Annotated in this window: 25 protein-coding genes; 12 read left to right on the plus strand and 13 right to left on the minus strand. The window is 66.0% G+C overall.

Annotated features, from left to right (window positions below):
- Positions 1-5 precede the first annotated feature (5 nt).
- From ACX1NL_RS05225 to ACX1NL_RS05250, 6 genes are all read right to left on the minus strand, one after another.
- The gene (locus ACX1NL_RS05225; RefSeq protein ID WP_458898792.1) at positions 6-794 is read right to left on the minus strand and encodes a spermidine synthase; all 789 of its coding nucleotides are present in this window, start codon (positions 792-794) and stop codon (positions 6-8) included.
- 14 nt (positions 795-808) lie between these two features.
- Positions 809-1,558, minus strand: a complete 750-nt coding sequence (locus tag ACX1NL_RS05230) for an ABC transporter permease (RefSeq protein ID WP_181888259.1) — start codon at positions 1,556-1,558, stop codon at positions 809-811.
- Positions 1,559-1,561: 3 nt separating this feature from the next.
- Entirely contained in the window at positions 1,562-2,308 is a 747-nt protein-coding gene (locus tag ACX1NL_RS05235) for an ABC transporter permease (RefSeq protein WP_070474859.1), read from the minus strand.
- On the minus strand, positions 2,305-3,219 hold the full coding sequence (locus ACX1NL_RS05240) for an ABC transporter ATP-binding protein (protein ID WP_181888260.1): 915 nt from the start codon (positions 3,217-3,219) through the stop codon (positions 2,305-2,307). The genes ACX1NL_RS05235 and ACX1NL_RS05240 overlap by 4 nt, the downstream gene beginning before the upstream one ends.
- A gap of 83 nt (positions 3,220-3,302) precedes the next feature.
- The gene (locus ACX1NL_RS05245; RefSeq protein WP_181888261.1) at positions 3,303-3,983 is read right to left on the minus strand and encodes a response regulator; all 681 of its coding nucleotides are present in this window, start codon (positions 3,981-3,983) and stop codon (positions 3,303-3,305) included.
- Positions 3,980-5,092, minus strand: a complete 1,113-nt coding sequence (locus tag ACX1NL_RS05250; RefSeq protein WP_181888262.1) for a sensor histidine kinase — start codon at positions 5,090-5,092, stop codon at positions 3,980-3,982. The genes ACX1NL_RS05245 and ACX1NL_RS05250 overlap by 4 nt, the downstream gene beginning before the upstream one ends.
- 138 nt (positions 5,093-5,230) lie before the next feature.
- On the opposite strand from ACX1NL_RS05250, the gene ACX1NL_RS05255 reads away from it, so the two are divergent.
- Positions 5,231-5,419, plus strand: a complete 189-nt coding sequence (locus ACX1NL_RS05255) for a hypothetical protein (RefSeq protein WP_269952541.1) — start codon at positions 5,231-5,233, stop codon at positions 5,417-5,419.
- A 5-nt stretch (positions 5,420-5,424) separates the two neighbouring features.
- A complete protein-coding gene (locus ACX1NL_RS05260) occupies positions 5,425-6,087 on the plus strand; it encodes a hypothetical protein (protein ID WP_269952540.1) in 663 nt (220 codons plus the stop codon).
- A 59-nt stretch (positions 6,088-6,146) separates the two neighbouring features.
- Here ACX1NL_RS05260 and ACX1NL_RS05265 read toward each other — a convergent pair whose 3' ends face one another.
- Both ACX1NL_RS05265 and ACX1NL_RS05270 read right to left on the minus strand, forming a co-directional pair.
- A complete protein-coding gene (locus ACX1NL_RS05265) occupies positions 6,147-6,434 on the minus strand; it encodes a metal-sensitive transcriptional regulator (RefSeq protein WP_070844118.1) in 288 nt (95 codons plus the stop codon).
- A 31-nt stretch (positions 6,435-6,465) separates the two neighbouring features.
- Positions 6,466-8,412, minus strand: a complete 1,947-nt coding sequence (locus ACX1NL_RS05270) for a heavy metal translocating P-type ATPase (RefSeq protein ID WP_458898793.1) — start codon at positions 8,410-8,412, stop codon at positions 6,466-6,468.
- 30 nt (positions 8,413-8,442) lie between these two features.
- On the opposite strand from ACX1NL_RS05270, the gene ACX1NL_RS05275 reads away from it, so the two are divergent.
- The 4 genes from ACX1NL_RS05275 to ACX1NL_RS05290 all read left to right on the plus strand — a co-directional run bounded on the left by ACX1NL_RS05275 (position 8,443) and on the right by ACX1NL_RS05290 (position 11,109).
- Positions 8,443-8,667, plus strand: coding sequence for a hypothetical protein (locus ACX1NL_RS05275; RefSeq protein WP_370645777.1), 225 nt, complete (start codon positions 8,443-8,445; stop codon positions 8,665-8,667).
- A 114-nt stretch (positions 8,668-8,781) separates the two neighbouring features.
- Entirely contained in the window at positions 8,782-9,861 is a 1,080-nt protein-coding gene (gene mnmA, locus ACX1NL_RS05280) for a tRNA 2-thiouridine(34) synthase MnmA (protein WP_458898794.1), read from the plus strand.
- Between the two features lie 10 nt (positions 9,862-9,871).
- Complete coding sequence (locus tag ACX1NL_RS05285) at positions 9,872-10,729, plus strand: uroporphyrinogen decarboxylase/cobalamine-independent methonine synthase family protein (protein ID WP_239356209.1); 858 nt, start codon at positions 9,872-9,874, stop codon at positions 10,727-10,729.
- Entirely contained in the window at positions 10,726-11,109 is a 384-nt protein-coding gene (locus ACX1NL_RS05290; protein WP_239356210.1) for a hypothetical protein, read from the plus strand. Before ACX1NL_RS05285 ends, ACX1NL_RS05290 begins: the two co-directional genes overlap by 4 nt.
- A 7-nt stretch (positions 11,110-11,116) precedes the next feature.
- On the opposite strand, the gene ACX1NL_RS05295 is transcribed toward ACX1NL_RS05290, so the two are convergent.
- On the minus strand, positions 11,117-11,791 hold the full coding sequence (locus tag ACX1NL_RS05295; RefSeq protein WP_458898795.1) for an exonuclease domain-containing protein: 675 nt from the start codon (positions 11,789-11,791) through the stop codon (positions 11,117-11,119).
- 372 nt (positions 11,792-12,163) lie between these two features.
- On the opposite strand from ACX1NL_RS05295, the gene ACX1NL_RS05300 reads away from it, so the two are divergent.
- Complete coding sequence (locus ACX1NL_RS05300) at positions 12,164-12,904, plus strand: cyclase family protein (RefSeq protein ID WP_458898796.1); 741 nt, start codon at positions 12,164-12,166, stop codon at positions 12,902-12,904.
- A gap of 30 nt (positions 12,905-12,934) precedes the next feature.
- Positions 12,935-14,962 (plus strand): NAD-dependent DNA ligase LigA, encoded by a 2,028-nt coding sequence (gene ligA, locus ACX1NL_RS05305; RefSeq protein WP_458898797.1) that lies wholly within the window; start codon positions 12,935-12,937, stop codon positions 14,960-14,962.
- On the opposite strand, the gene ACX1NL_RS05310 is transcribed toward ligA, so the two are convergent.
- From ACX1NL_RS05310 to ACX1NL_RS05325, 4 genes are read right to left on the minus strand one after another with little or no spacing between them, the layout of a single operon-like run.
- The gene (locus tag ACX1NL_RS05310; protein WP_448231021.1) at positions 14,907-15,185 is read right to left on the minus strand and encodes a hypothetical protein; all 279 of its coding nucleotides are present in this window, start codon (positions 15,183-15,185) and stop codon (positions 14,907-14,909) included. The genes ligA and ACX1NL_RS05310 overlap by 56 nt on opposite strands.
- Entirely contained in the window at positions 15,182-16,195 is a 1,014-nt protein-coding gene (locus tag ACX1NL_RS05315) for a serine hydrolase domain-containing protein (RefSeq protein WP_239356215.1), read from the minus strand. Before ACX1NL_RS05315 ends, ACX1NL_RS05310 begins: the two co-directional genes overlap by 4 nt.
- On the minus strand, positions 16,195-16,659 hold the full coding sequence (locus ACX1NL_RS05320; RefSeq protein WP_458898798.1) for an ArsR/SmtB family transcription factor: 465 nt from the start codon (positions 16,657-16,659) through the stop codon (positions 16,195-16,197). The genes ACX1NL_RS05315 and ACX1NL_RS05320 overlap by 1 nt, the downstream gene beginning before the upstream one ends.
- 51 nt (positions 16,660-16,710) lie before the next feature.
- Complete coding sequence (locus ACX1NL_RS05325) at positions 16,711-17,376, minus strand: ACT domain-containing protein (RefSeq protein WP_458898799.1); 666 nt, start codon at positions 17,374-17,376, stop codon at positions 16,711-16,713.
- A gap of 82 nt (positions 17,377-17,458) precedes the next feature.
- Between ACX1NL_RS05325 and ACX1NL_RS05330 the strand changes: the two genes are divergently transcribed.
- From ACX1NL_RS05330 to ACX1NL_RS05345, 4 genes are all read left to right on the plus strand, one after another.
- Complete coding sequence (locus tag ACX1NL_RS05330; protein ID WP_239305914.1) at positions 17,459-18,598, plus strand: cytochrome P450; 1,140 nt, start codon at positions 17,459-17,461, stop codon at positions 18,596-18,598.
- A 67-nt stretch (positions 18,599-18,665) separates the two neighbouring features.
- Complete coding sequence (gene gatC, locus ACX1NL_RS05335) at positions 18,666-18,965, plus strand: Asp-tRNA(Asn)/Glu-tRNA(Gln) amidotransferase subunit GatC (protein WP_070474874.1); 300 nt, start codon at positions 18,666-18,668, stop codon at positions 18,963-18,965.
- Positions 18,966-18,971: 6 nt separating this feature from the next.
- Positions 18,972-20,453: an Asp-tRNA(Asn)/Glu-tRNA(Gln) amidotransferase subunit GatA gene (gatA, locus tag ACX1NL_RS05340; protein WP_458898800.1), complete on the plus strand. Its 1,482-nt coding sequence runs from the start codon at positions 18,972-18,974 to the stop codon at positions 20,451-20,453.
- Positions 20,454-20,496: 43 nt separating this feature from the next.
- On the plus strand, positions 20,497-21,738 hold the full coding sequence (locus tag ACX1NL_RS05345) for an MFS transporter (protein ID WP_458898801.1): 1,242 nt from the start codon (positions 20,497-20,499) through the stop codon (positions 21,736-21,738).
- The last annotated feature ends 9 nt before the right edge of the window (positions 21,739-21,747 follow it).

A 21,747-nucleotide genomic window follows, 5' to 3' on the forward strand; every position in this document is an offset into this window, starting at 1 on the left:
GAGCGCTAGTCGTGCCGAGGTTGCGTCGCCAGGCGGCGGCACCATGCCTCGTCCTTGAACTGCGCCGGCACCCCGCCTTTGAGCAGGTTGCGGGTGAGCGCGTCGCTCGCCTCAAGCGGGGATCCCGCGCCGATGAGCACGATGTTGCCGTAACGGCGGCCCTTCAGCATCGGCGGGTCCGCGATGGCCGCGACGTGCGGGAACACCTCCAACATCCCCGCCAGCTCCTCTTTGGCCTCCTTGAGGTCCGAGTGCGAGCCGCAGTTGGCCACGTAGAAGCCGCCTTCGCTTAACGACGTCCACGCTGCCCGGTAAAACTCCACCGTCGTCAGATTGCGCGGGGTGGTGGCGGAGGTAAACACGTCGCGGATGATCACGTCGCGGGTCGCCGGCTTGAACGCGTCGGTGACCTCGCGGGCGTCGCCGACGCGGATTTTCACGGTGGGGGACCGGGGGACGTCGAAACGCTCGCGCGCAAGAACGGCCAGCTCCGAATCGATCTCCACGACCGTGCTTCGCGAGCCGGGCCACGCGGCGGCGAAGTAGCGGGCGAGGGTGTACGCGCCGCCGCCGAGGTGCGTCAGGCGCGACTTGGCGCGCTTTGTCTCCGGGTAGGCGGAATCGAGGAAGTCCGCCATCCAGCGCATGTACTCGAAATCCAGCCGGGTCGGCTCGCCGGGGACGACGTGGGAGCTGGGCACGCCGTTGACCAGCAGCACCATGGAGCCGTCGGGTTCGTGCAGGACTTCGGCGACGCCGGTGTCGATCTCGTAAAACTCGCTCTTTGCGGCCATGGCAGGTGAGGGTACTAGAGGCGCGCGTCGGTCCCGCGCAGGTAGGCCACCGAGGCGGCCCAGCCGGCTGCCGCGAGTGCGGCCGAGGCGAGCACCACGGTCAGAACGGTCCCGGCGTCGATTGCGCCGGCGTCGGCGACAGCGGTGCTGCCCAGCCACAGCGTTTCCGACAGCAGCGCCGGCGCCGAGACGAACCGCACGCCGGGCATGCCGGACGCGAGCGCGCCGAAGGAGATGAGGCTGGCCACCACGCCGATGCCGATGGGGACCGCGAAGTTGCGGATCACCATGGAGAAGAGCGACTGCCAGGCCGCCACCGCCACCATCGGCGCCAGCGACAGGAACGCGGCGGCGAGGAGGTAGACGGGGATCTCGCCCGGCACGCCGAGCACCAGCCCGACTGCGAGCGCGAGGATCACCAGCACCGCGTGCATCATTGCGGCGACGACGCTGATCGCCGCGATCTTTGCGGCCACGAGGCTGCCGGTGCCGCGGGTGGAGGTGAGCATGGTCAGCCAGTTGTGTCCTCGGTGCTCCACGCGCCAGGCGTACGCGGCCAGCACTGCGATGCCGGCGGTGCAAAACAGCAAGCCGTAGAAGAGCATGATCTGGGAGAAGTAGCTGTCCCATCCTGCGGTCAGTGTTTCGGAATTGGCGGAGTAGTTGCCGGCGCCGATGCCGACGGCGATGAGCGGCACGAGGACCACCACCGCCCACATGTGGGAGCGCTTGAACTTCAGCAGGTCGTTTGTGATCAGGTGCATGGTTTAGATTTCCTTCCGGTCCAGTGCCTTCGAACCTGCGGTGAACACTGCGGCGGCGAGCACGAGGTATGCGGCCCACAGCCACCAGCTGGGCTGGGTCGGCGCGACGCCCGACTCGGTGAAGCTGAACGGCAGCAGCACGGCGTAGTAGCCGAAGGGGTTGAGCGCCGCGAGCCAAGACGGGGAGAGCAGCGCGGCGACGCCTAAGAACCCGCCGACGATGCCGACGCCCAACACGACGATCTGGGAATCGACCACCGCCGCCAGCAGCAGCATCACGGCCAGCAGCGCAATGCTGGTGCCCACAGCGCCGAGCCCGAAGCGCAGCCACGTGGAACACATCGCCGCGTCAGGGGCGGGTGCGCCCATCGCGACGGGCAGCGCGAGGGTTGCGGCGAATTCGAGCGCGGTGAACACGACCACGATCAGGCTGGCAACGCCGAACTTCCGGGAAAGCAGCGTCCCCGGCCTCGTGCCGGCAATCGCGTTGAGCCGCCACCCGCCGCTCGCGTGCTCCGCGTCGACGATGCGGCTGGCCACCAGCGCCAGCTGCAGGGGAGTGAGAAACGCCAGGGCCATGCCCAGCCCGACGAGGTGGCTGGCCCATTGAGTGTGCGGGTCGGCCTGGAAGTCGGCGATGGGATCGCCCGCGAACAGATTCATGTTGGCAAACAGCACGATGCCGGCGCACATGAGCAGGCACAGCAACACAATCTTGGTGCGCTTGAGCTTTGCAAACTCGACCATCATGCGCCCATCGCCTCCTTGCCCGTCAGGCCGATGAAGACGTCTTCCAGGCTGCGCCGCTTGCGCACCACCTGGTGCAGCGCCACGCCGTGGGAGACGAGGTGGGCGCAGGTCTCGGCGACCTGGGCGTCGCTAAGCCCGGAAAGCTCCAGGCCACCCTCGACGTAGGTGGGGCCAAGCGCTCGCAGTACCTCGGCGGCGGCATCGGGGTGAGGGGTTTGGATGAACACGTCCGGCAGCTGCGCGCTGTAGAGCTCGTCCTGCGAGCCCTGAAAGACCAGTTCGCCGTGGTTGATGATGGTCAAATCCGAGGCCATCTTCTCAATCTCGGACAACAGGTGGCTGGACACCAGCACGGTGCGGCCGTGGTCGCGGGCGAGGCTGATGATTAGCTCGCGGATCTCCTCGATGCCGGCGGGGTCGAGGCCGTTGGTGGGCTCGTCCAGGATCAGCAGCTGCGGGTCGCGCACCAGCGCCATCGCGATGCCGAGGCGCTGCTTCATGCCCAGCGAGTAGTTCTTCACCAGCTTGTCCATGTGGTTCTCCAGGCGCACAAGCTTCACTGCGCGGCGCGCCTGCTCCTTGTCGGCGCCGAGCAGGCGGGTGACTATGCGCATGTTCTCCCCGCCGGTTAAGTGCGGGTAGGCGGCCGGAGCCTCAATGAGCGAACCGACGCCGGAGAGCACCTTCGCCCGGTTGGCGCGGGTGATCGGCTGGCCCAACATCGTGATTTCGCCGCCAGTCGGCGCGATCAGCCCGAGGAGCATCTTCATGGTGGTGGACTTGCCGGAGCCGTTCGGCCCGAGCAGCCCGTGCACCACGCCCGGCCGGACTTCGAGGTTGAGGTCGTGGACAACGTCTGTGCTTCCGTAGGTCTTGGTCAGGCCCCGGGTGTGAATGATCGGTGTTTCCATGCGTTCAAGGTTCGCGCATGGCACGGGCCTTCCGCGTCGGCGCGGGGCACGATTTTGGACGTGATACCCAGGTATGACGCGCCTTAGGAATCCAGCAGGTCCGCGCGCGAGACCAACCCGGTGCGGTACGCGAAAAGGGCCGCGTGCACCCGGTCGCGCGACTGCGTCTTCGCCAGCACCCGGCCCACGTGCGTCTTCACCGTGGGCATGGAGATGAACATCCGCTCCGCGATCTCGCCGTTGCTCCAGCCCCGGGCAATCGCGACGAGCACCTCGCGCTCGCGCTCGGTGAGCTCGCCCAGCGCGAGGCGGTCGGCGGGGGATAAGGCCACCGCATCTTCTGTCGGGGCAGCAAGCTTTGCGACGATCCGGTTCGTCGCCCTCGGCGAAATCACCGCGTCACCGCCTGCAACCGTGCGGATCGCGTCCAGCAGCGCCTCCGGTTCGGCGTCCTTGAGCAGGAACCCGCTCGCGCCCGCGCCGATCCCGCCGAGCACGTAGTCCTCGTCGTCGAACGTGGTCAGCACGATCACCTTCGTGTCCGGGTGGTGCTGGGTGATACGCCGGGTGGCGGCGATGCCGTCGAGGACGGGCATCTGGACGTCCATAAGCACAATGCCCACCGGATCGCTATTGCTTGCCTGCACTGCCTCCTCGCCGTTTGCGGCGAGCCAGCGGACCTCCATGTCCGGCTGGGAGTCCAGCACGTTGCGGATGCCGTGGAGAAACAGCGCTTGGTCGTCTGTGAGTCCGAGAGTGATCATGAGTTCAGCGGGATCCTTGCTGTTGTGGTCCAGGTGCCGGCGGGGGTGGCGGCTGCGGTCACTGTGCCGCCGGAAAGCGCCGCGCGCTGCCGCATGCCCTCCACGCCGTGGCCCGGACGGGTGGCCGCGCCGGGAGCGACCGGGTTGGTTGTTTCCACCACGACGTTATCTGCGCCCCAGCGCACCGCGAGCTGGGCGCGGCCGGTGCCGTGCTTCATGGCGTTGGTCAGGGATTCCTGCACGATGCGCTGGACGGTGAGCGCGGTTGCCGGGGCCAAGTCCCCGGGAGGTGCGCCCTCGGCGGTGTATGCGACCTGGAGCCCGCCCGCGCGGCTGGTGGCGACAAGGCCGTCGATGTCCAATTCCGTCGCCGGTTCAAGGGGGCGCTGCTCGGCGCTTCGCAACAGCTCCACCACGCCGCGCATCTGGCGCAGCGAGTCGCGGCCGACGCCGCCGATGGTGCGCAGCGCCTCGTCTTTCGCCTCCGGGGTGGCGGCGAAGCGCGCGCCGTCGGCCTGCGCGACGATGACGGTCAGCGAGTGGGTGACAATGTCGTGGATCTCGCGCGCGAGGTGGGCGCGCTGCTCCTGGGCATCGCGCTCGAACTGCTCGCGCTGCCGGGCCAGGTCCTTCTCCGCGGTCTCCTCGGCCCGGCGGCGCAGTTCACCGAACAGCAGCGCGACGGTGAGCAGAATGATGCTCCAGAAGACGTAGGGGATCCGCTCAACCGGTTCGAGTGCGGTGAGCGCGGGGATGACGAACGCGGTGGCTGCGGCGTCGCCAAGCAAAAGTGCAGCCGTGGCGATATCGCGGTGCGGGGCAGGCAGGTGGCGCCTGGCGACGTACGCGGCGAAGGACGACACAGCGATGGCGCCGACGGGGAGGGTTTCGCAAAACGCCGTGGGAATGAGCACCGCGACAATCGCAGCGAACGTTTCCAGGGGCCAGCGCCAGCGGGTAAACGGGGCCACAACGGCGCAGGCTAGCAGCGCGAGTCCGACGACCAACTGCCGCGAATCCGGCAGCAGCCCAATCAGGCAGGCAACCAGCATGACCGCCGCCATGCTGGCATTGCGGATGCGCACTGCGCGGGTGGTGGAAAAGTTCATGGCCGTCCACGCTACTTGCCGCTGCGAGCGGCCACGTCGTACTGCGGTATGACGTTTAAGAATGAAGGTCTTGCGCTATCATCGCTAGTACTGATCCAGAGGATCGACGTCTGCGGGACATTCGCGAAAGGAGGGCAAATGTCGACTCCGGTTCCCCGAGTGCTTTCGAACGACGAGATCATCCAGGAATTGGCAAACATCGAAAAAGAGATGCAGCCCTACAACGTCGAAGTCCTACGTAGGCTGCGAGACGCAGGTGCCTTGAAGTTCGACGAAGAACGTCTGCTGGAACGTCACGAAGCCTTGTCGTGGATGCTTAACGGGTAAGTGCTTTGACCGACACAGCCTGGGTACAACACGCGACTACGTTCGTCGGGGAAATCCAGGATCTGCTCGAAAGCACACTAGTAGGGTCCACCACACTCGAAATTTTCGAGAATTCCAAAGAGAGCCTTCGATCGTGGTTCAAAATCTCGAAGGAACTCGTAATAGGCAAATCTGGAAGCAATCGATTACATCTTGCTGTCGAGTTCCGGTTGCGTCCAAGCAGTTCCGGGAGCGGTGTAGCCGTCGAGAAAAGCTCGATAAAGGTCGAATTTAGAGCTACGCAACGCTTTGTACCCATTGTTCGGTTCGAGTTCGACCGCGAAGCCAGAAACAAGCCCTCAAGTCATTTTCAGTTTCACGCGGAATCTGTACCGCTGGGATTGCTCCTGGCAAGAAGCGGGCGCTACGAGACCGCGGCGCAGCAGCAGAGTATCCATTTCCCCCTCGGTGACCCGCAATTCCGCGTCACAGTAGAGGATGTTGTGGAATTGGTTGTTAGAGAGTTCGATGCACAACCAATGCCGGGGTGGGAGGAACGAGTGGAAGAGGGACGTAGCCGATTCGTAGAAAAGCAAACGGAAGCAGTAATACGTCGGGACCCCACCAAAGCAGCTGAGGTATTGCGCTCCGCTGGATTTACTGTGCATCCTCCATCAGACATAGGCTGACGTTTCACCTTTCGCTGAGTACGGACACGCAACAGACGCACGAGTCCTCCCACGGCTGTCTAGGATTTCACCATTCGCGCGATTGCGGCTGACGCCTCTTCGATCTTGGCGTCGGCTTCCTGCCCGTCGCTGATCGCATTGGCAACACAGTGCTTCAAGTGGTCGTCCAGCAAACCCAGTGCTACGCCCTTCAGCGCCGCGTTGACCGCACTGATCTGGGTGAGGATGTCAATGCAGTAGGCGTTTTCGTCGATCATGCGGTGGATACCGCGGGTTTGCCCCTCGATTCGTTTGAGCCGGGCGAGGTAGCGGTCTTTATCGCTGATGTAGCCGTGGTCGTTCATCATGGGCCTCCTGAGTGGTGTGGACGGTGTCGGGTCACTTGGACCGGTTAAGCATCCGGTCGGTGCTGCTCTGCGGGGTGAGGTCGAGGCGGCGGAGCAGCTGCGCATTGAGGGCGACGACGACGGTCGAGGCCGACATCAGAATTGCGCCGACGCTCATCGGCATCACGAACCCGATTGGGGCGAGGATACCGGCAGCCAGCGGAACGGACAGCAGGTTGTAGCCGGCCGCCCACCACAGGTTCTGCTTCATCTTCCGGTAGGTCGCACGGGAGAGCTCGATGACCGAGAGCACCGATCGCGGGTCGGAGCTTGCCAGGACGACGCCCGCCGAGCCGATGGCCACGTCTGTGCCGGCACCGATCGCGATGCCGACATCGGCCTGGGCCAGCGCGGGGGCGTCGTTGACGCCGTCGCCGACCATGGCGACCTTGTGGCCCTCGCCTTGCAGTTCCTTGACTTTCGCGGCCTTGTGCTCGGGACGCACACCCGCGAAGACCCGGTCAATGCCCAGATCCTTGGCGACGGTGTCCGCGACGGCCTGCGCGTCGCCGGTGATCATGACGACCTGGGCGCCCGCAGAGTGCAGTGCGTCGACGGCGTCGCGGGACTCGGGACGGATCTCGTCGGCAAGCCGGAGTGCTCCGATCACTTCGCCGTCGGCGAGGACGTGGAGAATGATCGCGCCCTCCTTTCGCCACTCGTCTGCGATGGGGAGCTCTTCGGCGGAATGCTTCTCAAGCAGGTAGGGGCCGCCGACCTCGATTACCTCACCGTCAACAGTTGCCTTCACGCCCACGGCTGGCGACGAGGAGAAGTCGCTGGCACTCGGCACAGCCACGTCACGGGTCTTCGCCGCACCGGTGATGGCGCGAGCGAGTGGGTGCTCACTGTCCGCCTCGGCGGCCGCTGCCAGCGCGAGCACGTCTGCTTCCTCATATCCGCTGATGGTGTCGATCGCGGTGACGGTGGGTTCGCCTTTGGTGAGGGTGCCGGTCTTGTCGAACAACACGGCGTCGACGGTGCGCATGGATTCGAGAGCGAGCCGATCCTTGATCAGTACCCCGCCGCGGGCGGCGCGCTCAGTCGCAATCGAGACGACCAGCGGGATTGCGAGACCTAGGGCGTGAGGGCAGGCGATGACGAGCACCGTAATGGTGCGCACTACGGCGTCGTTTGGCATGCCGACGACGGTCCAGACCACGGCGGTCAGAATGGCGGCGCCGAGGGTGAACCAGAACAACCACGCGGCGGCCTTGTCTGCGAGGCGCTGCGCCCGCGATGACGATTCTTGCGCATCGGTGACGAGCTTTTGAATGCCGGCCAACGCGGTGTCGCCACCCGTGGCTGTGACCTCGATGCGCAGACCCGAGTCTGTCGCGATGGTGCCAGCGACCACGTGCTCGCCCTCACCGCGCCGCACCGTTTTCGACTCACCGGTGACCATCGACTCGTCCATGCTGGCGCTGCCGTCGACGATTATGCCGTCGGCAGGCACGGACGCGCCGGGCCGCACGATCACGACATCGCCGACCTCAAGATCCGCCGGGGTGACCTTCACTACTTCGTCGCCGTCGATCTTCTCGGCCTCGTCGGGCAGAAGTGCGGCGAGCGAATCCAGGGCCGAGGTGGTCTGGGCGAGGGAGCGCATCTCGATCCAGTGCCCCAGCAGCATGATGACCACCAGCAGCGCCAGTTCCCACCAGAAATTCAGCTCGCGGTCCAGCAAGTTCAGGCTCGCACCCCAGGAGGAGACGAAAGCGACCGTGATCGCCAGGGCGATCAGCAGCATCATGCCGGGTTTTCGTGAGCGGATCTCGGAGACTGCACCCGTCAAGAACGGGCGACCTCCCCAGAAGTAAATGACCGTGCCCAAGAGCGGCGAGATCCAGCGGATCCATTCCGCGTCAGGCAGCTGGTAGCCGATGAGGTGGGCGAAGGTTTCGTTAAATCCGACGACCGGGATCGCGAGAACCAGCATGATCCAGAAGAGCCTGCGGAACTGGGCTACGTGATCGCCATGGCCTGCGTGGCCCGCGTGGCCATGGCCTCCATGTTCTCCGTGGCCCGCGTGCTCTGTGTGGTTGTGGCCGGCATGGCCTCCGTGGTTGCTGTGTTCGTGATGGCTGGCGTGCCCACCGGGTTCGGTGCCGGAGTGGGCGTGTCTGTCGTTCATGGTTCTGTCCTCTCGTTGCAGTTCATCATTGTGGTCGGTTCGGTCGTGCCGGGGGCCTAGCACGACGGCCGTCTTCCACCTTAATACCCCAGGGGGGTATGTGTCGAGGGGGTGTTTCCACGCGACCAGCCGGACGTTTCACCTTTCGCCTTCACGGGACTACACTGCGCCGACATGCGAGTATTGGCGGCCATGAGCGGGGGAGTGGACTCCTCTGTCGCTGCTGCGCGCCTGGTGGAGGCGGGCCACGACGTTGTCGGCGTGCACCTTGCACTGAGCAAGGACGCGCAGCAGACGCGCGAGTCTGCCCGCGGCTGCTGTTCCCTGGAGGACTCCGCCGACGCGCGCCGCGTGTGCGACCACCTGGGTATCCCGTTTTACGTGTGGGACTTCTCTGACCGCTTTAAAGAAGAGGTCATCGACAACTTCGTGTGGTCCTACGAACACGGCGAGACCCCCAACCCGTGCCTGCGCTGCAACGAGAAGATCAAGTTCGCGGCACTGCTCGACCGCGCGGTGACCTTGGGCTTCGACGCGATCGCCACCGGGCACTACGCAATTATCGACGACCAAGGAAACCTCCGCCGATCCACCGACCCGAAGAAAGACCAGTCCTACGTGCTCGGCGTGCTCACGCGCGACGAGCTGGACCGCTGCATCTTCCCTGTAGGGGATACTGAAAAGCCGCAGATCCGCGAGGAGGCGGCCCGCCACGGGTTCGCCACTGCGTCCAAGCCGGATTCCTACGACATCTGCTTCATCCCCGACGGCAACACCCAGGCGTTTCTGGGCCGCTCGATCGGCATGCGCCCCGGCATGATCAAAGACACCGAGGGCCACGAGTTGAAAGAGCACGACGGCGCGTTCCAGTACACGATCGGCCAGCGCAAGGGACTGAACATCCGCGTGCCTGCGGACGACGGCAAGCCGCGCTACGTCACCGACGTGGACACCTCCACCGGCACGGTCACCGTCGGCCCGCGGGAGGCCCTGAAGGTCAACGAGATCACCGCCGACCGCCTGAAGGTGCTGCACCCGGCGATGGAGGGCGAGTTCGAGGCCAACGTGCAAATCCGCGCCCACGGCGGGGTCGTGCCCTGCACTGCCCGCATCGACGGCGATCAGATGACGCTCGCCCTGCACGAGCCGCTCGAGGGTGTGGCCCGCGGCCAGGCAGCAGTGCTTTACCTGCCGGACCCGGACGGTTTGGGCGACATCGTGCTCGGCTCCGGCACCATCTGCGCCACTGCGTAACATCAGCGCCGTGACAACACTTCCTCCAACCGCGTTCGGCCTCGGGTCGCTTCCCGGCACCGACCTCACGCAGGCTGCGGACGTGGTGCTCTCCGAGTCGCCCCTGCCGCACGTCCCGCAGCTGCCGGACCGCGGCGTCGGCTCGGACCTGATCGGCCGCACCGCCGCGATGCTGGAAATCCCCGTGGCGCGCGGGCCCCGCGGCTGGCGCGTGGCGGCTCGGGCACGCAAGGATGCCGACCGCATGGAGCGCGACCTCGACCACCTCGAGGAGCTCTGGCACGGCAAAGCAGACACCGTGAAGGTGCAGCTGGCGGGCCCGTTCACGCTCGCCGCCGAGATTGAGATGGCCAACGGCCACCGCATGATCACCGACCCTGGCGCGCTTCGCGACCTCACGGACGCGCTGTTGGAGGTGTGCGTGGGGCACCGGAGGGACGTCGAGAAGCGATTTGGCAAAAGCGTGCTGCAGCTTGACGAGCCGCGCCTGCCCGAGGTCGTCGCTGGCACGCTGCAAGGCACCACCGACTTCGAGACCATCCGCGCGATCCCCGAGCCGGGGGAGACACTCGCGCGCTTCGGCGAGCACCTGCTGCATACGCCCAAGCTTGTCGACGTCCCGTGGCTGACCTGCGACCCGCGCCGCGCCGACAAAGACGCGCTGGCCCGGCTGTTGGACGCCGGCACACGCATCGCGATTCCGGTGATGGCCCCACGCGAGCTGTACAACCTCTTCGACGAGCTGCAGATCGACCCGGCCACCACGACCGTGGACGTCTACGCCGAGCCGGCCGCCACACTGGTGGACAGCGCGGCGAACTACCGGGCGGCTCGGGAGATGGCCGAGGCACTTACAGTGGAGGCATGAGCGCACCGCTGCACTGGGACAAGAAGAAGGCCGACCTCTCCACAGGGATCGTTTTCGGCGTGATGTTCTTCGTCGTCTTCGGCCTCATGATGGACGACATGATTTTCGGCATTGCCATCGGCATCGCGTTCTTCGCCGCGTTTGGGCTTTTGTCGGGCAAGCGCGAGGCCGATTTTGACGGGCAGACGCTGCGCCTGGTGGAGAAGAAAGAGACCACAGAGCTCGACGCCGCCAGCATCGCCGACGTGATCATCAGCGAGTCGGGCGCAATGGTGGTGAAGACGAAGTCGGGGGAGACGTACTCGGTCGAATCCGAGGGCGACAACCGGGGTCTGCACAACTTCGCCGAGAAGCTGCGCGCGGAGCTTGCGCTCAACTAGCCCAGAACTAGCCGAGCATGGGCCAGCCGGGCAGCACGTTCGAGGCGTCGCGGCCTTGGGACTCGAAATAGCGCTTCCGGTCCTCCTGCAGCGTGAAGTACTGCACCGCCTGGTACTCCATGAGCTCGCCGGCGTCCATCTGGGCAAGATCCGGGTAGAGCTTGCGTACCTGCATCCACGCCACGCGCGCGGCGGCGAACGCGTCGGCGGTGGCCTCGTGCGCGTTGTCCAGCCGCACGCCGTAGTGCTCGCACATCGACGTCAGGTTGCGCGGGCCTTTGCGGTAGCGGTCCTTGGCACGGTCGATCAGCAGGGGGTCGAACACCGGGCCGGTGACCGTGAAGTCCCCGGTGAGCTGGCGCAGCACCGTCAGGTCGTAGGGGGCGTTGAACACCACCAGGGTCAGGCCGTCCTCCCAGCCCTGCTTGATCGCCTCCACGGTCTCGCGCACCACCTCGTCGTGGTCGCGTCCCTCCGCGCGGGCCTTCTCGGTGGTGATGCCGTGCACCTTCGCGGCCTCCTCGGGGATCTCCACCCCGGGGTCGGCGAGGGTTTCGTTGGCGTCGACCTCGGAGCCGTCGATACGCACGATCGCAGAGGTGACCACACGGGCCTCGCGCGGGTTGGCGGAGGTGGTCTCCAGGTCGAAGGAGAGCATGCGGGAGGCGTCGAAAGTGGCCATGGGCGACATTGTAATGAGCGCGCCGACACGGGCAGCGGGCAAGTCATTCGCCGAGCGTGCGCACGCTGATGAACTCCGACAGAGGCACTGGGTCGCGGTACCCGGGGTTTAATCCCACCCGCGTGCCCTTCGGAGGTCAGAAAGAATGGTTGCCGTCGTTTCAGATCGCGAGTACTCAGGCGGAAGACTTCGGCCCTCGAGCTTCATCGACGCCACTGCGGCCTCACGGGAAAATTCCGTCGGGGTCGAAGTAGCAGTTGTTCGTGCTGCGGTCATGAGCTGTCCTCCTTTCCTGTAACGCATTCTAGGTGCACCAGTGCACCGATGAATAGAAACTTGTCTGGCGCAGGCAGGTGGCTGATAGTCAATTCCATGACAGAACTCAGCGAATGGCAGAAGCAGATCCTTAGCGCAAAGCGCGTGGATCTCTCACACGATGTCCACGCCGGTATCCCGCGCTTCCCAGCTTTCAACCCGATGACTGAACGGACAGTCAACACGATTGAAGAGCATCGCTTCTTCGCCAAGGAGTACACCCTGGCCACCCCGTATGGCACGCACATCGACGCGCCGGGCCACTTCGCCGCCGGAAAGCGGCTTGTCGATGCGATTGGTGCAGACGAACTGATCCTACCGTTGTTCGTACTGCACCTGGAAGACTCGGTTGCGCAGAATCCTGACCACGGGGTGACCGTGGAAGACATCGAAGCCTTCGAAGCCGAGCACGGTGAAATCCCAGCCGGTAGCTTCGTTGCGTTCTCGAGCAATTGGCACAAACGCTGGGATGACCCGGACGCGTTTGTGAACCACGACGACAACGGCGTGCAGCACACCCCGGGCTGGACCCTGGACGCGCTGAAGTTCCTAGTGGAGGAGCGCAACGTTTCAGCTATCGGCCACGAGACGCTGGACACGGATCCCGGTGTGGTTGCTGCCGAAACCGGCTTTTTGTACGGCGAGCTCTACGTACTCGAGCAGAACATCTACCAGGTAGAGGTCATGGCAAACCTGGACCAAGTTCCGGCCACCGGTGCCGTCATCGTCGTTGGGCCGCCGAAGATCAAGGGTGCGCCGAGCATCACCTCACGCGTGTTCGCCCTCTTCAACAACTAGGGATCCGCGCTATCTCTACACTGGCTTGCTGTGAGTGAAATTTCCGCTGATCTGCACCGTGAATGGGACGAGCTGGCCGCTGAGGTCCGCAAGCACCGGGACCTGTACTACAACGGCCAGCCGGTGATCACCGACGGCGAGTTCGACGAGCTGTTCCGCCGCCTTCAGAAGATGGAGGAGGACCACCCCGAGCTGGCGGTGCCGGACTCGCCCACGAAGGAAGTCGGCGCCCCCGCCACCGACACCGCGTTCGCGGACGTCACCCACCCCGAGCGCATGATGAGCCTGGACAACGTCTTCAACGAAGACGAGATGCGCGAGTGGCTCTCCAAGGCACCCGGCCCGTACCTCACCGAGCTGAAGATCGACGGGCTATCCATCGACCTCGTCTACGAAAACGGCGAGCTGACCCGCGCGGCCACCCGCGGCGACGGCACCACCGGCGAGGACATCACCGCCAACGCCCGTGTGATCGAGGACATCCCGCAGAAGCTCACTGGCGACGCCCCGGCGTTCCTCGAGGTCCGCGGCGAAGTGTTCATCCGCCCCGAGGACTTCCCTGAGCTCAACGAGCTACGCCAAAAGGAAGGCGGCAAGCCGTTTGCCAACCCGCGCAACACCGCGGCTGGTGGGCTGAGGCAGAAGAACCCGGAGGACGTGAAGAAGCGCAAGCTCCGCATGATCTGCCACGGCATCGGCGCGCGCGAGGGCTTCACCCCCGAAACGCAGTGGGAAGCTTACGAGAAGCTCGCCGAGTGGGGCCTGCCGGTCAGCGAGTACACGCGCCGGGCGGAGACGGCCGACGAGGTTATCGAGGCCGTCAATTACTGGGGCGAGCACCGAAACGACGCCATCCACGAGATGGACGGCTTGGTGGTCAAGGTGGATTCCGTGGCCGAGCAGCGCGCCCTGGGCGCGACCTCGCGCGCGCCGCGGTGGGCGATCGCGTACAAGTACCCGCCGCAGGAGGTGACCACGAAGCTGCTCGACATCGAGGTCTCCGTCGGCCGCACGGGCCGCGCGACCCCGTTCGCGGTGTTGGAGCCGGTGTTCGTCTCCGGCTCGACAGTGTCCATGGCCACGCTGCACAACCAGCACGAGGTCAAGCGCAAGGGTGTGATGATCGGCGACACGGTGGTGGTGCGCAAGGCCGGCGAGATCATCCCGGAGGTGCTCGGGCCTGTGGCGGATCTTCGCGACGGCACCGAGCGCGAGTTCGTCTACCCCGAAAACTGCCCCGCCTGCGGCACGAAGCTCGCGCCCGCGAAGGAGGGTGACGCGGACTGGCGCTGCCCGAACACACGCTCGTGCCCGGCGCAGCTGGCCACGCGTTTGGAGTACATCGCCTCGCGCGGCGCGTTCGACATCGAGGCGCTGGGGGAGAAGGGCGCGCAGGACCTCATCGCCTCCGGGGTGCTGGAGGACGAGGCGAAACTGTTCGACCTCACCGAGGAGGACCTGAAAAAGTCCAGCGTGTACACCCGCAAGGACGGCGAGGTCAACGCCTCCGGCAAGAAGCTTCTGGCCAACCTGGAAACCGCGCGGCACGCCGACCTGTGGCGCGTCATCGTGGCGCTATCCATCCGTCACGTCGGCCCCACCGCGGCCCGCGCGCTCGCGTCGCGCTTCCACTCGATGCAATCGCTTATCGACGCCCCCGTGGCCGACCTCGCCGACACCGACGGCGTGGGCGACGTGATCGCCGAGAGCTTCAAAGAATGGTTCACCGTGGACTGGCACCAGAACATCGTGGACAGTTGGGCCGCGGCCGGTGTGACCATGGAGTCCGCCGAGGAGGACCGCGCCCCGCAGACGCTGGAAGGGCTGACCATCGTCGCCACCGGCACGTTGGAGGGCTTCACCCGCGATGAAATCAAGGAAGCCATCTTGTCGCGCGGCGGCAAGGCGGCCGGTTCGGTGTCGAAGAAGACCGACTACGTGGTCGTGGGCGAAAACGCCGGTTCGAAGGCCGCGAAGGCGGAGGAGCTGGGCCGGCCCATCCTTACCGAGGCGCAATTTGTGCAGCTGCTCGAGGGCGGCCCAGACGCGCTTGCGTAAGGCGCGCGGCGCTCAGGCCGACGAGTACCGCCGCCCAGACGGCGATGGCCCACCACAGCCAGATGGGGAACTGGCCATTCCAGTTCACGCCGAATGAGAGCATCCACACCACCGCTGCGGTGATGACCGCGTTGACGAGGGTGTAAATGAGGCCCTTGACGTTCCGCACGGCGCTGAAAGTCGCGGACGCAAGGAGCAGCAGAATCATGACGAGTGCGATCATCGGGTTTCCTCCATGAGATCGATGCCGAGCGCGTCCACCCAGGCTTCTGTGTCGCCCGCGACGAACGTGGCGCGGCTGTGGTCGGTGCGCTCGGGGTCCCAGACCAACATGGTCCGGAAGCCGCCGGTGCCGCCGTTGTGGAACGTGATCTCCTGTCCGTCTTCGTCGACGCTTGCCCAGCCGTAGTCGGGCACACCGTGCGAGGACACCCATTCCACGTACTTCGCCATGTCGGCAGCAGTGGAGCGGATCGCGCCGGCCGGGGCCCAGCCGTCCATGTCCCACGGGCTGGCGGGGTGCCCGTTGGCGGCCAGGCCTGTCGGTGCTTCGTCGACGGTGCCCGGTAGCGCCACGTAGGTCGACGTCATGCCGGCGGGCTCGAAGATTCGGGTACGCAGCAACTCGTCGTAGGGCACGCCGGCATGTGTGGCAAGCAGTTGGCCGAGCAGCGCGTGGCCGTAGTTCGAGTACTGTTCTTCGCCGCGGTTGTTCAGCTCGGCGGCACCGGCGGCCTCGAGGATGTCCTGCGGAGTGTCGCGCCGGTAGGGGTTGCCACCGTCTCGGATGTTGGCCGCGAACATGTCCGCGAGGCTGAGACTTTCGGTGGCGGCGAGCCCGGAGGTGTGGTTGAGCAGCTCCTCGATGGTCACGTCGGCGACGGGGGCGGAGGGGACGTCGATAAGCTCCTGCACCTGAGTGTCCAAGCTGAGCTCGTCGGCGTCGATGAACTGGCGGACCAGCTCTGCGTTGAATGTCTTGGTGATCGAGCCGATTTCGAATTCGGTGTGCTCGTCGGCGCCGAGGCCGCCGAAGCGGGCCTCTCCGTCGTCATAGGTGAAGGCGGCGAGGTTGTGGTGGCCGTTTTCCGCGAGGTGTTCGAGGGCGGAGGAGATCTCGGTATCGCCGGTGTGCTCAGAGGCCACGGAAATATCGCGGGGGCCGGTGGAGAGCATCAACGCGGCGGCGAGGACGGCGGAGATTCCTCCGGTGGCAATGTTTGTAGCGCGCATCAGTGGTCCTCCCCTGCGATCACGATCGCCATGAGCGGGATGACGCGGGCCGGGGGAATCTCAAACACCCCGGTCTGCTTGCGCACCCAGCCGCCGGCCTGCAGCTCCTTCAGGTGGTGGTAGGCCGTGCCGGTGGAGGAAACCAGGTCAGATTCGACCAGCTCCGTTACGCTCGCCGGTGCGGCTAAAAGGTGGCGCAGGATGGCGCCGCGGACGGGGTGCGCGAGAGCGGCGATGCGGTCCATCGCGTTGTCCCACGGTTGGTCCGTGATCCACGCCGTTGGGCGGATCCATTCGTAGGAGTAGGTGCCGGTCGGAAGCTCCACGTCGCCTTTGAAGGTGACTGTGCCTTGGTCCGCCTCGTTGCTGGAACTGGGGCGTGAGGTGGACTCGGGCGATGGGGCCTGTTCGAGCGCGGCGACGCGCGCTTCGAGGTCAGAGAGGCGTGCTTCAATCGGTTGCATGCTTTCTAGAATTACAGAAATCTAGAAAACGTGCAACGGTTGAGGCTTTGGCTAGCGCAGCATCGCGCCTGTGATGCAGCCGAGGTCGCCGATCTCGCGGACCTCGGACGCCAGGAAATCCGGCCCGCCCACGCGGCCGACCACCAGCACCATGTCGGTGCCGTGCAGGGGAGTGATGGTGAGCGATGTGCCGAGCTGGAACCAGGACTCCGGGGCCCAGCCGTCGAAGTCCGGCTGGAGGATGCGCGCGGCCTCGATGGGCGGCATCTTTGGGTGCGACCCGTCGTCCTCCGGCGCGGCGGGGGAGGCGGCGGCGCGGGTGAGGCCCTCGTCTGAGGTGCGCAGCACCACGGCCCAGGAGGAGGTCACGGCGCTCGGTATGACGTCGACAAGCTCGCTAATCCGGTCCTCGACGCTGCCGGACTGCGCCGCGATTTGGGCGAGCATCTGGATCTGCCCGCGGCGGTCCACGCGTCCGGTGAACGGGCGGATGGAATCCACCTCCGCGCCGTCGACAGAAGAGACGGCGGTGATCAGGGTGTCCACCATCACACCGGTGGGCAGGGTGACCACGATGTCGTCGGTCACGGTGCCGTCGGTGGAGGTCTCCACGATGTCAACGGAGTTGATGTCGGCGTCGACCATACCGAACGCCTCGGCGAGCTGACCAAGGCTGCCAGGGACGTCCGGGAGGGAAACGCGGATGAGGTACGACATGGCCTTATTTATAGCAATTCGGCACACCGGCAGCGGGTGTACGGTCGAAACCGCAGCAGTCTTCTAACTAAGGAGGAGCACGATGAGCCGCACCGAAATCCCGCAGACCACACTCGCCGGCGCCGAACCCCGCGCGGTCGGAGACGCGTTGCTTCGCGACGGCGCGAAGTTGGCTCGCGACGGCAAGGAGGTCGTCGTCACGGGCAACGCTCTCGCCCGCGAAGTGGCGGAGAACCCGGAACAGTTCTCGTCGGGTGTGTCGCGATTTTTGCAGTTGCCCAACGGCCTTGACGGCGAGAAGCACACCGAGATGCGTGCGTTGATCGATCGTTACCTCGCGGCAGAGGAGGTCGATCAGCTCGCTCCGATGTTCCACAAGATCGCGCGCCAGTTGGCAGAAGGAGCGCTGTCGAACGGCAAGGTCGACGCCGTCGGCGACTTGGGCGCCCAGTATGCGGTCCGCGCGATGACCGCCTGGCTCGGATGGCCAAGCGAGCTCGACGACACCCTCATTGCGTGGGTGGCCGACAACAACGCGGCAACGCGGTCCGGCGAACTCGAGCGCACAGCGGCGGTCGCCGAGCGTTTCGACGACATCATTCGCTCCGTCGTGCAGCCCCTCCAGAACAGCCCCGACGATTCGGTCACCTCGCGTCTCGTCCACGACGACAGTCTCGGTCGGCGTCTGGAATTCGAGGAAGTGGTCTCCGTGCTACGCAACTGGACTGCGGGAGATTTGAGCTCGATGGCCTACTGCATCGGGGTTGTGCTTGAAGCACTGATCGAACGCCCCGAGCTCCAGGACCGCCTCGCAGGCGGCGTTTCGCAAAAGGAGTTCACTGCGATCGCCGACGAAATCCTGCGCGCCGACTCGCCGTTTGTGAGCAACCGGCGAGTGACCACGTGCCCGGTGTCGCTCGACGGGCACGATCTGCCTGAAGGCCAAAGGGTGCGCATCCACTGGACAGCGGCAAACCGCGACCCGGAAACGTTTGCAGACCCGGACGGCTTCGAACCGGAGACGAACGCCGACGAGAACCTGGTCTGGGGCGCAGGGCCGCACGCGTGCCCTGGCAAGACGTTGTCGATCGTTGAGCTGCAAGCGTTCACCGAAGAACTCCTCGCAGTAGCGCAGGTCTCCAGCGCCGGACAAGGCGAGCGGGAGGTGCACCCGGTGGGCGGCTGGGCTTCGCTGCCGGTGCGCCTCACCGCTCGCGGGTGAGCGAATTGCGTTGACGTAAGATAAGGCGCGTCATACGCAACCCACGCGATGTGGAAGGGATTGGACTGTGGCTGAGATTTCACGCGACGAGGTGTCGCGCATCGCACGCCTGGCGCGAATCGCGCTGAAGGACGAGGAGCTGGACGACATTGCCCAGCAGCTGGACACGATCGTGGACGCGGTCTCGAAGGTGCAAAGCGTCGACACGGAGGGTGTCACGCCGATGAGCCACCCGCACTCCATCGACGCAGGTATGCGCGAGGACGTGGAGAAGAAGACGCTGACGCAGGCCGAGGCGCTGGACCAGGCCCCGGCCGTGGAAGACGACCGCTTCGTGGTTCCGCAGATTCTCGGAGAGGGAGACTAGAAGGAAATGACGCAGTACACGATTCCGGCCGAAGGTCTCGTCGCAAAGCCAGCGCACGAGCTCGCCGCAATGATCCAGTCCGGCGAAGTCACCTCCCGCGAGGTCACCCAAGCCTTCCTCGACCGCATCGCTGAGGTCGACGGCGATCTCGGTGCCTTCCTGCACGTCGGTGCAGAAGAGGCGCTCGCGGCCGCGGACAAGGTGGACGAGCAGGTGAAAAACGGCGAGGAGCCGGCCTCTAAGCTTGCAGGCGTGCCGCTGGCGCTGAAGGACCTGCTGGTCACCACCGACGCGCCGACCACCGCCGCGTCGAAGATGCTCGAGGGCTACATGAGCCCGTACGACGCCACCGTGGTGGCCAAGCTGCGCGCAGCCGGCATCCCGATTCTGGGCAAGACCAACCTGGACGAGTTCGCCATGGGGTCGTCCACGGAGAACTCGGCCTACAAGCAGACGAAGAACCCGCACGACCTGGAGCGCGTCCCGGGCGGCTCCGGCGGCGGCACCGCGGCGGCACTCGCGTCCGGCGAGGCCCCGCTGGGCATCGGCACCGACACTGGCGGCTCGATCCGCCAGCCGGCATCGCTGACCGGCACCGTGGGCGTGAAGCCGACCTACGGCGGCGTGTCCCGCTACGGCGTCATCGCCTGCGCGTCCTCCCTGGACCAGGTGGGCCCGTGCGCGAACAACGTGCTGGACACCGCGCTGCTGCACGAGATCATCGGCGGCCACGACGAGTTCGACGCCACCTCCGTGGACCGCGAGGTCCCGGCGCTCGCCGACGCCGCCCGCGAGGGCGCTTCCGGCGACCTGAAGGGTGTGAAGATCGGCCGCGTGAAGCAGTTCGAGCGTCCCGGCACGCAGGACGGCGTGAAGGAGGCCATCGACAAGGCCTACGCGCAGCTTGAGGCGCAGGGCGCGGAGATCGTCGAGGTGGATTGCCCGAGCTTCGAAGACGTCATGGGCGCGTACTACCTGATCCAGACCTCCGAGGTCAGCTCCAACCTCGCGCGCTTCGACGGCATGCGTTACGGCCAGCGCGTCGGCGACGACGGCTCCCGCTCCGCCGAGGAAGTCATGGCTGCCACCCGCGGCGAGGGCTTCGGCGCGGAGGTCAAGCGCCGCATCATCCTGGGCACCTACGCGCTGTCCGTGGGCTACTACGACGCGTACTACCTGCAGGCGCAGCGCGTGCGCACTCTGGTGGCGCAGGACTTTGCCAAGGCATTCGAGCTTTGCGACGTCATCGCCGCCCCGTCAACGCCCACCACGGCGTTCAAGCTGGGCGACAAGGTGGACGACCCGCTGGCGATGTACAACTTCGACCTGTTCACCCTGCCGCTGAACCTGGCCGGCCTGCCCGGCATGTCGGTGCCGGCGGGCGAGGCATCCGACACCAACCTGCCGGTGGGCCTGCAGCTGATCGCCCCGGCCTTCGAGGACGCGCGCTTGTACCGCGTGGGTGCCGCTTTTGAAGCCGGCCGTTAACCCCTGGAATACCCTCGCAGCTTTGGCTGCGGGGTATTTTCTTGTGCTGATCGATCAGGGCTTCATGCCCGTGATCACCCCGCTGTTGCCTTTCGACGTCGGCTCCGCCGTGTGGCTGACCAGCATCTACCTGCTGTGCACAGTGGCCCCGATGCCGGCGACCGGCAAGCTTGGCGACGCCTTCGGGCAACGCCGCGTCTTCCTCATCGGCTTGGCCATCTACGTGGCCGCACTAGTGTTCGCGGGCGCGTCCTGGTCGTTCTGGGCCCTGGTGGTGGCCCGCGGCCTGCAGGGTGCGGGCGCCGCAGTGTTTTTGCCGCAGGCGTTCGGGCTGATCCCGCGCGTGTTCGCGGAGGACAAACAAGGCCGGGCGTTCGCCGCCTGGGGCGTGATCGGCTCCGTGGCGTCCCTGATCGGCCCCGTGGCCGGCGGGGCAGTGGCGGACGGCTTCGGCTGGCGCGCGGCGTTCTTCGCCCAAGCCGCGCTCGGTGCGATGGCGCTTGTCGCCGGGGTGGTTGCCCTGCCGCGTCTGCCACGAAGCGGCGAGCGGGTGACCCTGCTGCCGGTGCTGCTGTCGTTCGGCGGGCTGGGGTTGCTTGTGTATGGCATCCAGTTCGGTCAGTGGCCCTCGATCCTCTTCGGTGCGCTGCTGATCGGCGTGCTGGTGCTCTCGGCCCGCAACGGCACCGACGACGGGTTCCTGCCCGTGGAGCTCATGCTCAACCGCTCGTTTGCCCTCGGGGCCCTGGGCGTGGCGGCGATGGGCTTTACCGTGGCGTCGATGTTCATCCCGCTGATGTACTGGCTGCAAACCGTCGCCGGAGCCTCGCCGACGGCATCCGGCGCGATTACCGCACCGATGTCCGTGTTCGCGCTCGTGCTCACCCCGGTGGCCGGGTACCTGACGGACCGGCGCGACCCGGGCAAGCTCTGCGCCGCGGGCTTTGCCGTCTCCGCGGCCGGGTTGGCGCTCGCCATCGCGCTGATCCACACCGACGCCAGCGTGTGGTGGTTTACCGCCGTGACCTCGCTATTGGGCATCGGCGGCGCGTTCGTGTGGGCGCCCAACGCGGCGGTGACCATGCGCGGCATCCCCGAGCACGAAACTGGGGCGGCCTCGGGGCTCTATAACACCGCCCGCCAGGTCGGCTCGGTGCTCGGCGTGGCTCTGGTGGGCATGGTGCTCGCCTCCGGGGCCATCGAATCCACGGCCGGTTTAGCGCTCGCGCTGCCGTGCGCCGCGATGCTGATCGGGGCGGTGTCATCGCTTCGTCTTCGGGGGTAGCCTGGCAGT

The organism is Corynebacterium sp. CQ3829_602738 (assembly GCF_054478435.1).

Excerpts from the sequence above, each read along its gene's own strand:
- ACX1NL_RS05225 (WP_458898792.1), bottom strand. The coding sequence starts at position 794 with ATGGCCGCAAAGAGCGAGTTTTACGAGATCGACACCGGCGTCGCCGAA.
- ACX1NL_RS05230 (WP_181888259.1), bottom strand. The coding sequence starts at position 1,558 with ATGCACCTGATCACAAACGACCTGCTGAAGTTCAAGCGCTCCCACATG.
- ACX1NL_RS05235 (WP_070474859.1), bottom strand. The coding sequence starts at position 2,308 with ATGATGGTCGAGTTTGCAAAGCTCAAGCGCACCAAGATTGTGTTGCTG.
- ACX1NL_RS05240 (WP_181888260.1), bottom strand. The coding sequence starts at position 3,219 with ATGGAAACACCGATCATTCACACCCGGGGCCTGACCAAGACCTACGGA.
- ACX1NL_RS05245 (WP_181888261.1), bottom strand. The coding sequence starts at position 3,983 with ATGATCACTCTCGGACTCACAGACGACCAAGCGCTGTTTCTCCACGGC.
- ACX1NL_RS05250 (WP_181888262.1), bottom strand. The coding sequence starts at position 5,092 with ATGAACTTTTCCACCACCCGCGCAGTGCGCATCCGCAATGCCAGCATG.
- ACX1NL_RS05255 (WP_269952541.1), top strand. The coding sequence starts at position 5,231 with ATGTCGACTCCGGTTCCCCGAGTGCTTTCGAACGACGAGATCATCCAG.
- ACX1NL_RS05265 (WP_070844118.1), bottom strand. The coding sequence starts at position 6,434 with ATGATGAACGACCACGGCTACATCAGCGATAAAGACCGCTACCTCGCC.
- ACX1NL_RS05270 (WP_458898793.1), bottom strand. The coding sequence starts at position 8,412 with ATGCTGGTTCTCGCGATCCCGGTCGTCGGATTTAACGAAACCTTCGCC.
- mnmA (WP_458898794.1), top strand. The coding sequence starts at position 8,782 with ATGCGAGTATTGGCGGCCATGAGCGGGGGAGTGGACTCCTCTGTCGCT.
- ACX1NL_RS05290 (WP_239356210.1), top strand. The coding sequence starts at position 10,726 with ATGAGCGCACCGCTGCACTGGGACAAGAAGAAGGCCGACCTCTCCACA.
- ACX1NL_RS05295 (WP_458898795.1), bottom strand. The coding sequence starts at position 11,791 with ATGGCCACTTTCGACGCCTCCCGCATGCTCTCCTTCGACCTGGAGACC.
- ACX1NL_RS05300 (WP_458898796.1), top strand. The coding sequence starts at position 12,164 with ATGACAGAACTCAGCGAATGGCAGAAGCAGATCCTTAGCGCAAAGCGC.
- ACX1NL_RS05310 (WP_448231021.1), bottom strand. The coding sequence starts at position 15,185 with ATGATCGCACTCGTCATGATTCTGCTGCTCCTTGCGTCCGCGACTTTC.
- ACX1NL_RS05315 (WP_239356215.1), bottom strand. The coding sequence starts at position 16,195 with ATGCGCGCTACAAACATTGCCACCGGAGGAATCTCCGCCGTCCTCGCC.
- ACX1NL_RS05320 (WP_458898798.1), bottom strand. The coding sequence starts at position 16,659 with ATGCAACCGATTGAAGCACGCCTCTCTGACCTCGAAGCGCGCGTCGCC.
- ACX1NL_RS05325 (WP_458898799.1), bottom strand. The coding sequence starts at position 17,376 with ATGTCGTACCTCATCCGCGTTTCCCTCCCGGACGTCCCTGGCAGCCTT.
- ACX1NL_RS05330 (WP_239305914.1), top strand. The coding sequence starts at position 17,459 with ATGAGCCGCACCGAAATCCCGCAGACCACACTCGCCGGCGCCGAACCC.
- gatA (WP_458898800.1), top strand. The coding sequence starts at position 18,972 with ATGACGCAGTACACGATTCCGGCCGAAGGTCTCGTCGCAAAGCCAGCG.